The sequence below is a fragment of the Bradyrhizobium sp. IAR9 genome (genome assembly GCF_013408065.1).
In the GTDB taxonomy this organism is placed as follows: Bacteria; Pseudomonadota; Alphaproteobacteria; order Rhizobiales; family Xanthobacteraceae; genus Bradyrhizobium.
In genome coordinates this window covers 497,075-509,825 of sequence record NZ_JACBZW010000003.1, presented here as the reverse complement: position 1 = coordinate 509,825, position 12,751 = coordinate 497,075, and the positions used below count along the sequence as shown (strand labels likewise).

Here is a 12,751-nt window from a genome sequence, read left to right as displayed (position 1 = left end):
CGTGGGAATCGTGCGGAACTGGCCCCCGATCCCTTGAATCCGGGGGCCATCCGAGCCACCTTGCGCGACCCTGGCGGCTTTGGTCATATCGGTTGGATGGCCCTGACCTGCCGGGGTCATCGGTGCCGCGGCGGGGCTTTTCGACCGCCCGGCTTCTTCATTTGGGGATCGGGCGAGTAGTGCAATGAAGGTTACGGTCGAACGCGCGCAACTCCTGAAGTCACTGGGCCACGTCCACCGCGTGGTCGAGCGCCGCAACACGATTCCGATCCTCGGCAACGTGCTGGTCCGGGCCGAGAACGCCAAATTGTCGCTGAAAGCGACCGACCTCGACCTCGAGGTGACGGAGACGCTGCCGGCGGAAACCGCGACCGCGGGCTCCACCACCGTGCCGGCGCACATGTTCTACGACATCGTGCGCAAGCTGCCGGACGGCTCGCAGATCGTGCTGGAGGCCGACGGCGACCGCGCCGTGCTGGCGATCCGCGCCGGTCGCTCGCGCTTCACGCTGCAGACCCTGCCGGAGAATGATTTCCCGGATCTGGCCGCCGGCGACATGTCGCACTCGTTCTCGCTCGCCGCCAAGGACGTCAAGCGGCTGATCGACCGCACCCAGTTCGCGATCTCCACCGAGGAGACCCGCTATTATCTCAACGGCATCTACCTGCACGCCGCGGGCACGCCCAAGGCCGCGACCTTACGCGGCGTCGCCACCGACGGTCACCGCCTCGCCCAGCTCGATTTGGTGCAGCCCAAGGGCGCCGAGGGCATGCCCGGCGTGATCGTGCCGCGCAAGACAGTCGGCGAGGTGCAGCGCCTGATCGAGGACACCGACGCCGAGATGACGATCGAGCTGTCGCAGGCAAAAATCCGCTTTACGATCGGCAATGTCGTGCTGACCTCGAAACTGATCGACGGCACCTTCCCCGACTACGGCCGCGTCATCCCGCAGGGCAACGACAAGGAGCTCGTCGTCGACAAGAAGGATTTCGAGAACGCGGTTGACCGCGTCTCGACGATCTCGAGCGAGCGCGGCCGGGCGGTGAAGTTGTCGCTGTCACCGGGCAAGCTGGTGCTGTCGGTGACCAATCCGGATTCCGGCAGCGCCACCGAAGAGCTCGAAGTCGAATACGCCTCCGACGCCCTCGATATCGGCTTCAACTCGCGCTATTTGCTCGACATCGCCGCCCAGATCGAAGGCGACGTCGCAACACTCAGGCTCGCCGATCCCGGCTCCCCGACCCTGGTCCAAGACCGCGACGACAAGAGCGCGCTGTATGTGCTGATGCCGATGCGGGTGTGAGGGACGTGCTCCCCCTCTCGCGATACCTTGTACGCGGAGACAACCCCTCACCCGGCTTCGGTGCGCGAAGCCACCCTCTCCCACGAGGGAAGAGGGTGAAGCTACAGCCTATCCTGTCGCCACAAGCGCGACGCACGTTGTTGTGCCCTCTCCCCTTGTGGGAGAGGGCAGCTCCGGTGGCGGATACACACTCAGTCGGGTGAGGGGTTCGTGCCGCAGGAGCCATCCCATCGGCCAGTCGCCAAGCGTCTCCGCCAATTCGCGAAGAACATGCGGCACGAACCAACCGATGCTGAAACCGCAATGTGGCGCTTGCTGAGGGATCGTCGGGTCTCCACTTTCAAGTTTCGCCGACAGGTACCATTCAAAAACTACATTCTCGATTTTGTCTGTTTCGAAAAGCGCCTTGTGATCGAGATCGACGGTAGCCAGCACGTAGAATCACAACGTGACGCGACGCGAGAGGCGACGCTTGCTGCCGAAGGGTTTTGGACATTGCGCTACTGGAACAACGACGTGCTACAGCAGCCCGCTTCTGTATTAGAGGATATCCTTGCAAAGCTTGCCGGGCGGTAAGATACCCCTCACCCGTCGCCTCACTGCGTGAGGCGCCACCCTCTCCCACAAGGGGAGAGGGGAAGAATCGCGCCAGATCGAATAACTGATGACCCCCTCCCGCATTCATCGCCTGACGCTGACGCATTTTCGCAATTATCGGGCGGCGGGGCTCGAGACGGCGGCTGACATGGTGGCGCTGGTCGGGCCGAACGGGGCGGGCAAGACCAATTGCATCGAGGCGATCTCGTTTCTGTCGCCCGGGCGCGGCTTGCGGCGGGCGACGCTGGAAGACGTCGCCGACAACCAGGGCGACGGATCCTGGGCCGTCTCGGCGCAGGTCGAGGGCGCGCTGGGGCTGGCCACGCTCGGCACCGGCATCGATGCGCCGCGGCCCGACAGCGCGGTGAGCCGGCGCTGCCGCATCGACCGCGAGCCGGTGGGGTCCGCGACGGCCTTCGGCGACCATATCCGCATGGTGTGGCTGACGCCGGCGATGGACGGGCTGTTCATGGGCGCGGGCTCGGAGCGGCGGCGTTTCTTCGACCGCCTGGTGCTGGCGATCGACAATGAGCATTCGAGCCGCATCAACGCGCTGGAGCGCTCGCTGCGCTCGCGCAACCGCCTGCTCGAAACCCGCAATTACGACGACCATTGGTGCGACGCCATCGAGCGCGAGACCGCGGAGCTTGCCGTCGCGGTCGCAGCGACGCGCGGCCAGACCGCAGCAAGGCTCACCGGCATGCTCAATGCGCGCGCGCAGGCCTCCGCCTTTCCCTCGGCGCAGATCGCGCTCGACGGCTGGATGGAGAACGCGCTGCTGACTGAGACGGCGACGTCGGTCGAGGATCGCTACCGCCAGATCCTGCGCGACAACCGGCCGCGCGATGCCATCGCCGGCCGCACCACCGACGGTCCGCATCTCACCGATCTCCAGGTGATCTATGCGCCGAAGAGCATGCCCGCGCGTGATGCGTCCACAGGCGAGCAGAAGGCGCTGCTGATCGGTCTCGTGCTGGCGCATGCGAGCCTGGTCGCCGAGATGACCGGAATCGTGCCGCTGCTGCTGCTCGACGAGGTCGTCGCCCATCTCGATCCTAGCAGGCGCGCCGCGCTGTTCGACGAGCTGCGCAAGCTCGGCGCGCAAGTGTGGCTGACCGGCGCGGACCCGGCGGCCTTCACCGAGATCGGCGCTGGAGGCGAAGTCTTCGACGTCGAGAGCGGACAGGTCTCGTCTCGACGCTAGGCCTCCGGGTTGAACCCGCCCTGTTCCATCAGCGACTAGCTGTCTGAAGCGGCGCCGACGGTGTCGCCGTTGTGCAATCGCGCAGTATTTCACACACGCGCGATGCTTGGAGCATAGGCATGACGACGGTAAGGCATGGGGCGACAGCTCCAGCGCGATGGCAACTTCTTGCGTGCGGCCTCGCTCTGTTCGCGAGCTGCCTGCTCGCGGCAAGCGCCGGCGCCTGGGTATCGAATTTGTCGCCACTGTTCTCAGTGGCGCTCACGCCGGATCCCGATGCGCGGCTGCCCGCGCCGACCCGCTACCTCTATCGAGGGACCCACACCACCGTGATGCCCGGCGTCGAAGCCCCGCTCCGCACCAGGCTCGAAACCACCGTGCCCGCAGAGCTCGGCGACGTCCTCAGCTTCTATCGCACGGAGCTTGGAAAGCTTGGCTGGCAGGAACAGACCGATGGCGCGGTGATCGCAACCGATCACGCCCAGCTCGCCTTCGCCTCCCCGCTGGGGCCGGCCGCGCTGCAGCTCGCCCGCAAGGACAGCAGCACCTCGATCCATCTCGTGCAGAAGAACGCCGATGCGGCGACCCGGGCCAATATCATGCCCGAACCCGGCCAGGCGAAACTGGTGTTCAGCAACATCAGCGGGAGGGACGCGGCGCTTACGATCAACGCACGAACCGTCAAGCGCGCCGCCGGCGCCAATGCGGTATCGCTGGACCTGGCGCCCGGCAAGTATTCCTACGAACTGAGCGGGCCGGACCATTCAGCCACCACGAACGTCCTCACCCTTGCCGCCGGCGATGCCTGGGAGCTCACGATCGGGCGCGACGGCGACCCCTGGCCGCCGCTCCAGCTGTATTGAGCCATGCCTGCCTGATCAGGTCCATGACGCCGCTCGTACGCCGTCCGTTGAACCTCTCCGGTTCCCATCGCGACTTCTCGTCTGAGGCCGCGCGCCGAGGTGTCGCAGCCTGCCCATGCGCTGGGCGACGGCCCGCGCAACACCCAGGAGTTTGACGATGCGGATGATCCCGCTTGGGGCGCAAGTCCCGGCAAGATGGCTGCTGCTTGCCTGCGGCATTCTCGCGATGGCGAGCACGTCGTATCCCGCGGACGCGGCAGACGACAGCTTCGTCGACGTCCATACGCTGCCGCGGCTGGACGGCGCGGTGGAGGATACTTCGCGCCCCGACACCTATCGCGTCATCTACACCGTCCCGACCGCGCTTGCCGTCACGTCCGACGCCACCAAGAAGCTGCTGAGCGCCGACGGCTGGGTGCCCTATGTCTATCCGCTGGACGAGAAGAGTGCCGCGCTGACCTTCAAGAAAGGACGGCAGGGAATGCGCGTCTCCTTCACACAGGCACGCGGGCGCTCCGACCAATCCGCCGTGTTCTACACGCCGAACCGGATCTATGCGAACGTGCCGTTCCCGGACCGCGCGACCGATCTCGTGTTCGACGAGACCCGACCCTATCTCGGCTGCATCGCGCCCGGTGCGTTCGAGGCGACCTCCGAGTTCTTTGCCAAGGACATGGCGGCCATGGGATGGCGCAAGCTCACGCCTGAAACGTCCTCGCGCTGGCCGAACGCCGATCTTGACGGGACCGTCCCGAACGGCGTGCGCGTCTTTTACGACCACCCCGATCGCGACGCGACGCACATCTATCAGAAGCCGGTGATGCTGACCCTGACACGACGCGACGACGGCCGCACCAATGTCGACATCCGGGTGGCGCCGTTCGCGCTGCCCCAAGAGCTCGAGGCCGACGATGACATGGCGGGCTTGCCGCGGCCGAAGCCGACCAAATCGGCGAGAGGCCTCGGCAGCGCGAGCTCCAACAAGCGCGAGATGTCGGCCGCCGCGATGGCCGAGCTGCCCGCCGTGCTCGCGTTCTATCACCGCGAGTTCGCCGCGCGTGGCTGGCAGGAAGATGGCAATGCGCCGCTCGCGCCCGGCGACGACGTCGCGATCAAGATCTCCAACGCCGAGGAAACTGGCGTGCTGCGGCTCGGCCGCAAATATGATTTCACCATGATCAGCCTGACCGCGCAGGTGAAGGACTCCGCACTTGCGGCCCGCGCCAAGGCGAAGAAGGAGGCCGACGAGAGATTTCTCGGCGATGCCTTGGGGGCGGCCCAGCAGCTCATTGCCGCCGACGAGGCCAGGCGCAAGACACAGGCCGCCTCCCTGTCGGATGCGCCACTCACTGCGCTCGCGGGCAGCAACACGCCGGTGCCGCTGCCCGAAAACGCCGAAGGCGTGAAATTCGAGGGCGACGACGGCCATCTCGAATTCTCCTCCGCCTCGAGCGTCAAGGCGCTCACCGCGTTCTATCGCGCATCGCTCAAGCCCGCCGGCTGGAAGGAGCAGCCCTCCGTCATCAACCAGCCCAACATGGCGGTGATGGAATTCGCCAAGGGCGGCAAATCGATCTCGATGACCGTGATGCAGATGGGTCCGAAGGTGAGCGTGCGCGCCGACGGATCGGGGCTCGTGATGGCCGCCGCGAAGCCGGCGGCCACCGCGGACGTGCAGGCCAAATCCTCCGAGCCGCTCAAGCCCGACCCTGAATCCCAGCTCCCCGTGCCGACACAGCGGTCCTCGACCTCGCTCGCCACCACTAAAATGCCGGGTAGCGAGATGCCGTTCCGCCGCGAGCTGGCAGCCAGCATCCCTGCCCCGCTCGGCGATGTCCTGGCCTTCTACCGGGCCGAGCTTTCCAAGTTCGGCTGGCAGGAAAAGGCCGACGGCGCCACCGTGTCCGCCGAACGCGCGCAGATCGACTTCACCTCGCCGCAAGGCCCGGCCGTGCTCAAGCTCGGCCGCGCCAAGGGCGAGACCACGGTCAGCCTGGCGCAGAAGAATCCGGATGCCGCTGTGAAGGCCGACATCATGCCGAAGCCTGGCCAGGCCAGGCTAATGCTGGGCAATATCGGGGCGAAGGAAGCCTCGCTGACCATCAACAAGCAGACGGTGAAGATCGCGGCCGGCGCCGGCGGTCCGCAATCGCCGAAAGGCCCGATGCTCGACCTGCCGCCGGGCACCTACCAGTACGCCCTGCGCATGCCCGGGCGCCCGGCCCACACCGAGACCCTCACCGTCGCTGCCGGTGACGCCTGGGGCCTGCTGGTGGGGCCGAGCGGCGACGTACTGCCGTTGCAGATGTATTGACCCCGCTTGCGCCTGTAACGACCAGGTTGAACCTGTCCGGTTCGTGGGCCGACTAGTCGTCGAGAGGCGGCGGCGACGGTGTCGCAGCCGCTGTATCGCGCGAAGATCGCGGCATTCCTGGAGAGTAGGCATGACGACGGCAAGGCGCGGGACGAAGGTCCCGGCACGGTGGTGGCTATTGATGTGCGGCCTCCCTCTTCTTGCAGCTTGTTCGCAGGAGCCGCTTACCGCAGCAGATTCCCACGCCGACATGCCCGTGCCGACGCGAGCCAGTCACGCAAGCTTCAGCACCGCGCACGCGTCCGGCATCGAAATCCCGTTCCGGCTCGAGCTCAAAGCCCATGTGCCCGCAGAACTCAGCGACGTACTGGCCTTCTATCGCGCGGAACTCGGAAAGCGCGGCTGGCAGGAGAAGCCTGATGGCGCGATGGTCGCCGCCGATCACGCGCTGCTCGTCTTCGCCTCGCCGAAAGGGCCGGGCATGCTGACGCTCGACCGCGCCAAGGGCGAGACCACGGTCGACCTCGTGCAGCGAAATACGGAGGTCGTGGCCAAGGCAAACTTCCTACCGATAGCAGGACACGCGCGGCTGATCTTCGGCTATCTCGTACCTGACGTGGCCTCGCTCACGATCAACGACCAGACCATCGAGATCGCGGGCGGCGTCAACCATCCACAAGTGCTGGATCTGCCGCCCGGCACGTACTCCTACGCGCTACGCGTGTCGGGTCACATGGTGCACACCGACACCATCACTTTGGCCGCAGGCGAGGCTTGGTCCCTCAGGTTGAGTGACGACAGCAAGTCGGACCAGATCTACTGAACCCAGGCTTCTTCCGGAACACCACGGCGCCGCCTCGGAACAGGCCTGCGCGCGCCCGCAAAAACCCCGCCTCAGCGGGCCCAAAAGAGGCCTCGAATCGGGCTTTTGGCCAGCCTCGGAATCGGCCTTCGAACGCCTTGAAAACCGGCCTAAAAACCCCATTTAGTCAAAGGGTTGACGGAAGATACTTTGCGCTAGGCGCAGGCCCTCTTTCGTGGCACAAATAGCTCGCAAATCAGCGCCTTTTGCGCCGCTGATTCGGGCGACATCTCGAAGGCCTCTCATGACAGAACCTGCTCGGCAGCCCGCTGCCGAAAACGAGCCCTCCACCGCGAGCGATTACGGCGCGGAATCGATCCGCGTGCTCAAGGGTCTCGATGCCGTCCGCAAGCGCCCGGGCATGTATATCGGCGACACCGACGACGGCTCCGGCCTGCACCACATGGTCTACGAAGTCGTCGACAACGCGATCGACGAGGCGCTGGCGGGCCACGCCACGCGCGTCGACGTCGTGCTCAATGCCGACAATTCCGTCACCGTGCGCGACGACGGCCGCGGCATCCCCGTCGACATCCACAAGGGCGAAGGCATCTCGGCGGCCGAGGTCATCATGACCCAGCTGCACGCCGGCGGAAAGTTCGACCAGAACTCCTACAAGGTCTCCGGCGGCCTGCACGGCGTCGGCGTCTCCGTCGTCAACGCGCTGTCGAGCAAGCTCGGCTTGCGCATCTGGCGCGACAACAAGGAGCACTACATCGAGTTCGCCCATGGCGATGCCGTCGCACCGCTGGTGGTGGTCGGCGACGCGCCGGGCAAGCGCGGCACCGAGGTGACGTTCCTCGCCTCGACCGAGACCTTCAAGAACATCGAATATGATTTCGCGACGCTCGAGCATCGGCTGCGCGAGCTCGCCTTCCTCAATTCCGGCGTCAACATCGCCCTCTCCGACATGCGTCATGCGGTCGAGAAACGCGAGGAGATGCACTATTCCGGCGGCGTCGAGGAATTCGTCAAATATCTCGACCGCAACAAGAAGGCGATCGTGCCGGCGCCGATCATGGTGCGCGCGGAAGCCAACGGCATCGGCGTCGAGGCGGCGTTGTGGTGGAACGACAGCTACCACGAGAACGTGCTGTGCTTCACCAACAACATCCCGCAGCGGGACGGCGGCACCCATCTGGCCGGTTTCCGCGGCGCGCTGACGCGCCAGGTCAACGGCTATGCCGAGGCCAATGCGAAAAAGGAAAAGATCGCGCTGACCGGCGACGATTGCCGCGAAGGCCTCACCGCCGTGCTGTCGGTGAAGGTGCCCGATCCAAAGTTCTCGTCGCAGACCAAGGACAAGCTGGTGTCCTCGGAAGTGCGTCCCGTGGTCGAAAACGTCCTCAACGAGGCGCTCCAGGCCTGGTTCGAGGAGCATCCGAGCGAAGCCAAGATGATCGTCGGCAAGGTGATCCAGGCCGCCGCCGCGCGTGAGGCCGCGCGAAAAGCGCGCGAGCTGACGCGCAAGAGCCCGCTCTCGGTCTCCTCGCTGCCCGGCAAGCTCGCCGACTGCCAGGAAAAGGATCCGGCCAAATCCGAGCTTTTCATCGTCGAGGGTGACTCGGCAGGAGGCAGCGCCAAGCAGGGCCGCAACCGCGAATTCCAGGCGGTGCTGCCGCTGCGCGGCAAGATCCTCAACGTCGAGCGCGTTCGCCCCGACAAGATGCTGTCGTCGGAGCAGATCGGCACGCTGATCACCGCGCTCGGCACCGGCATCAGCGACGAATTCTCGGTCGAGAAGCTGCGCTATCACAAGATCATCGTGATGACGGACGCCGACGTCGACGGCGCCCACATCCGCACGCTGCTGCTGACCTTCTTCTACCGGCAGATGCGCGACATCATCGACGGCGGCTATCTCTACATCGCCCAGCCGCCGCTCTATAAGGTTTCCCGTGGCAAGTCCGAGCAGTATCTGAAGGACGAGCGGGCGCTGGAAGACTATCTGATCGACGCCGGCTTGGATGACTGCGTCTACATTCCCGGTACCGGCGGCGACCGCACCGGCCGCGATTTGCGCTCGCTGGTCGAGGACGCCCGCGTGGTCCGCAGCATCCTGCGCAACCTGCACAGCCGCTATAACCGCAAGGTGATCGAGCAGGCCGCCATCACCGGCGTGCTGAACAAATCGATCTACGGCAATCCCGAGAACGCCGCGGCCGCCGCCCAATACATCGCGAGCCGGCTGGACAATCAGGCCGAAGAGGTCGAGCGCGGCTGGATCGGGCAATACGTGGAAGGCCAGGGCTTCCTGTTCGAGCGCACCGTGCGCGGCGTCAAGGAAGCCGCTGTGATCGACGATGCCTTCCTGGGCTCGGCCGAAGCCCGCAAGCTCGACGAGTACACGACGAAGCTGCAGGACGTCTACGCCCGCTCCGGCAAGCTGCGGCGGAAGGATACGGAGCACATGGTCCATGGCCCGGTCGACCTGTTCGAGGCGGTGACCGAGGCCGGCCGCAAGGGCATCTCGCTGCAGCGCTACAAAGGTCTCGGCGAGATGAACCCGGAGCAGCTCTGGGAGACCACGCTCGATACCGACGTGCGCTCGCTGCTGCAGGTGAAGGTCAAGGAGGTCGACGAGGCCGACGACATCTTCACCAAGCTGATGGGCGACGTGGTCGAACCGCGCCGCGACTTCATCCAGGAACATTCGCTCAGCGCGACGATCGATATTTGAGGTTTGCTTCGCCTGTCGGGGAACGCATAACCCTGACTCTGTGACGCATAAAGCCGACTCGACTTACGCAGATCCCTGACTCAAAATTATGCAACCTATTGTTGCACGTGGAGAATCAGAAGCATCCGGTAATCCGTTGCCCGAATCGATAAGATCTTATCGTCCGCGTTAGTCATTCGCCGTAGCAGATTTCCGCAGACGAGTCCTTGAAAATCCGCCGATGGTTTAGCTGCCGGAGGCGACGAAAGATCCCGGTCGACCGCGAGAGCATGGGAAAACGTCGTTTTTGGCTCAAAATCGGCTGACGATCTTCGTTAGTCGGTCCGATCAAGGAGGTATCGCGTTTGGTCGACTTCAAGAAGCTTCGCGCCAACAAGGCAAAACCGCAGCCCGTTCCGCCGCGAGAAATCTTCCATTCGCTGCCCAAACCACCCGGTATCAACGATCTCTACGCCAGCCAGGCCGAGGTTCTTGACAACTGGCACCGCCGGCGTCAGGAGCGGGACATTGTCGTCAAGCTGCACACCGGCGGCGGAAAGACGCTGGTCGCGCTGCTGATGGCGCAGTCGATAATGAACGAAACTGGCTTGCCGGTCCTCTATCTGGCACCGACGAACCAGCTAGTCGATCAGGTGCTCGCAAAGAGCCGAGAGTACGGCATCGCCGCAGTGCCTTACGCCAAGAAGCAGCCATTTCCGACCGAGTTCGAGGAAGGCCGGGCTGTCCTGGTTGGCGCTTACGAAACCTTGTTTTCCGGTCGCAGCCGATTTGGCGTCAGGGGCTCGAGTAACCAGCCGGTCAAGGTTGGCGCCATGATCCTCGACGATGCGCACGTTGCACTTTCGAACGTGCGTCGCACGTTCACACTCACCGTCGATGCCAAGAAACACAAGAACGTCTACCAGGAAATCGTTGGACGGTTCCGCCCAGCTTTCCGCGATGTCGGTCGCGTCGGATCATTCGATGACGTGACGAGCGGCCGGGACTTCGGCGTCGTCGAGGTGCCAAGCTGGGCCTGGCAGGCCAAGCTTCATGAAATGCAGGATTATCTGGCTTCTGTGGTCGACGGCATAGACGACTTCGTCTGGCCATTGCTCCGTGACAATCTCGCCGTCTGCCATTGCCTCATCAGCCGCAAAGCGGTGACTATCACTCCACTTTTTCCAGCGGTCGACCTGCTGCCTACGTTCGCAGACTGCCCACGCCGCATCTACATGTCTGCGACGATCGCGGATGATAGCGAAATCGTCCGCACGTTCGACGCTTCGGTCGCAGCAGTAGGCCAACCAATTTCATCGGCCTCCCTCGCCGGTGTTGGCGAGCGCATGATCCTGGTGCCGGGACTGATGAAACTCAGTGGCGTACCCATCGACAGCCTCGTCAAGCACATCGCTGTGACGATAGCCGGTTATAGAGCGGGCGTCGCCATCCTCGTCCCTTCTGGCGAGGCAGCTAAAAACTGGGAAGACATCGCGACCTACCCCAACAAGACGGAGGCGGTCGCCGGGTACATCAAGGACATGCAAGACGGGAAGTCGTTCGGCCCGGTCGTTCTGGCGAACCGATACGACGGCATCGACCTGGCCGGAAACTCCTGCCGCCTCCTGGTCATGAACGGCCTGCCTCAGGGGACATCCGACTACGACATGTTCCGCATGAACGTCATGGCAAATTCGTCGGTGAATTCCCTGCTGGCACAACGTGTAGAGCAAGGAATTGGACGCGGAACGCGCGGCGGAGCCGACTACTGCGTCGTGATCTTGACCGGCGAAAAGCTGGTCGGCTGGATCGGGAGGAAGATCAACCTCGACCAGTTGACCGCAAGCACCCGCGCCCAATTGAGGATGGGCCAAGAGGTCAGCGAGGAAGTCTCGAAGTCAGCCGAAGTGCTGCCGACCGTGATGAAGTGTCTTCAGCGCGATCGTGACTGGGTCGCCTACCATGCGTCGGAGCTCGCGGAGGCGGCCAAGGCCGCGCCAGTCGATCAACTAGCGCTGCGCATCGCGGGAGCGGAGCGCAAAGCGTTCCGGCAGCAGCGTCTGGGACAATTCGAGCCCGCGCTGGCAACGCTTGAACAACTCATCGACGATCCCGAGGTTGCGGCAGACACGGAGAGAGCCGCTTGGCTCTCCGCGGCGGCGGCTCGCATCGCCTATCAGATGGGTGAAGACGCGCGAGGACAGCGTCTTCAGACCAACGCCTTCACGGTCAACAACAATCATTGTCCACCGAAGCAGCGGCCCCAATATCGGCCGCGGCCGATTCCAGGTCGACAATCCGAAGCTATTGTCCGACGCTTGATGCAGTATGAGCGCCGCCCCGCCCTTTTGGCCGACTACGACGTCGAACTTGCCGACTTGGTGCCGCATTCTTCGCCAAGGCGATACGAAGCCGCTCTCGCCGCGCTCGGGTCATATCTCGGCTTCGATGCCGACCGTCCGGAGCAAAATTACCGGGTTGGCCCCGACGTACTCTGGCGTACCGACGCCAAGTTCGATTTCATCATTGAGGCTAAGAACGAGAAGCTTGACGATAATCCGCTCTACAAGAAGGACCACGCCCAACTTCTCGAAGCCGAACACTGGTTTCGCGCGAACTATCCCGACCGAGAGTCAGTCCGGGTTTCAGCCTTGCCCGAGCCCGTAGCCGACCAGAAGGCGACGCCGGCTGGCACCTATGCGCTGCGCCTCGCGGACGCGACGAGGTTGGCTGGCGTTGTGCGCGATATGCTCGTTCACATGGTCGCCGCTCCCGGTGACGAAGCGGCGCTGCGGGAGCGATGCGAGGAACTGCTTCGCGCGGGCAACCTGAAGCCTGACGGGATCGGAAGTTTGTTCCTGAAGCCATTTACCTGATTGCGGGTCATACCCGGCATTCTCTCATTCTAGCTCACGCAGCGAGCGCGGCAGCGCGCACGGGCTGCCAAAC

Annotated in this window: 8 protein-coding genes; all 8 read left to right on the top strand. The window is 64.3% G+C overall.

The genetic code is table 11. The features are described from left to right. Positions 1 to 184 precede the first annotated feature (184 nt). The 8 genes from dnaN (at position 185) to GGD67_RS11420 (ending at position 12,678) form a co-directional block, all read left to right on the top strand. Entirely contained in the window at positions 185 to 1,303 is a 1,119-nt protein-coding gene (dnaN, locus tag GGD67_RS11455; protein WP_018319464.1) for a DNA polymerase III subunit beta, read from the top strand. A gap of 210 nt (positions 1,304 to 1,513) precedes the next feature. Continuing rightward, complete coding sequence (locus GGD67_RS11450; RefSeq protein ID WP_018319463.1) at positions 1,514 to 1,879, top strand: endonuclease domain-containing protein; 366 nt, start codon at positions 1,514 to 1,516, stop codon at positions 1,877 to 1,879. Positions 1,880 to 1,967: 88 nt separating this feature from the next. Then, positions 1,968 to 3,104, top strand: coding sequence for a DNA replication/repair protein RecF (recF, locus tag GGD67_RS11445; RefSeq protein WP_018319462.1), 1,137 nt, complete (start codon positions 1,968 to 1,970; stop codon positions 3,102 to 3,104). A 119-nt stretch (positions 3,105 to 3,223) separates the two neighbouring features. Beyond that, on the top strand, positions 3,224 to 3,967 hold the full coding sequence (locus GGD67_RS11440) for a hypothetical protein (protein WP_179732788.1): 744 nt from the start codon (positions 3,224 to 3,226) through the stop codon (positions 3,965 to 3,967). A gap of 157 nt (positions 3,968 to 4,124) precedes the next feature. Next, positions 4,125 to 6,281 carry a hypothetical protein gene (locus GGD67_RS11435; RefSeq protein WP_179732787.1) on the top strand — a complete coding sequence of 719 codons (2,157 nt, stop codon included), beginning with the start codon at positions 4,125 to 4,127 and terminating at the stop codon, positions 6,279 to 6,281. A gap of 250 nt (positions 6,282 to 6,531) precedes the next feature. Beyond that, on the top strand, positions 6,532 to 7,104 hold the full coding sequence (locus GGD67_RS11430) for a hypothetical protein (RefSeq protein WP_092251524.1): 573 nt from the start codon (positions 6,532 to 6,534) through the stop codon (positions 7,102 to 7,104). A 283-nt stretch (positions 7,105 to 7,387) separates the two neighbouring features. Continuing rightward, entirely contained in the window at positions 7,388 to 9,823 is a 2,436-nt protein-coding gene (gyrB, locus tag GGD67_RS11425) for a DNA topoisomerase (ATP-hydrolyzing) subunit B (protein ID WP_018319458.1), read from the top strand. Positions 9,824 to 10,167: 344 nt separating this feature from the next. Continuing rightward, positions 10,168 to 12,678: a DEAD/DEAH box helicase gene (locus tag GGD67_RS11420; protein WP_179732785.1), complete on the top strand. Its 2,511-nt coding sequence runs from the start codon at positions 10,168 to 10,170 to the stop codon at positions 12,676 to 12,678. The last annotated feature ends 73 nt before the right edge of the window (positions 12,679 to 12,751 follow it).

Coding starts and splice junctions, on each gene's coding strand:
- dnaN (WP_018319464.1), top strand. CDS start 185: ATGAAGGTTACGGTCGAACGCGCGCAACTCCTGAAGTCACTGGGCCAC.
- recF (WP_018319462.1), top strand. CDS start 1,968: ATGACCCCCTCCCGCATTCATCGCCTGACGCTGACGCATTTTCGCAAT.
- GGD67_RS11440 (WP_179732788.1), top strand. CDS start 3,224: ATGACGACGGTAAGGCATGGGGCGACAGCTCCAGCGCGATGGCAACTT.
- GGD67_RS11435 (WP_179732787.1), top strand. CDS start 4,125: ATGCGGATGATCCCGCTTGGGGCGCAAGTCCCGGCAAGATGGCTGCTG.
- GGD67_RS11430 (WP_092251524.1), top strand. CDS start 6,532: ATGCCCGTGCCGACGCGAGCCAGTCACGCAAGCTTCAGCACCGCGCAC.
- gyrB (WP_018319458.1), top strand. CDS start 7,388: ATGACAGAACCTGCTCGGCAGCCCGCTGCCGAAAACGAGCCCTCCACC.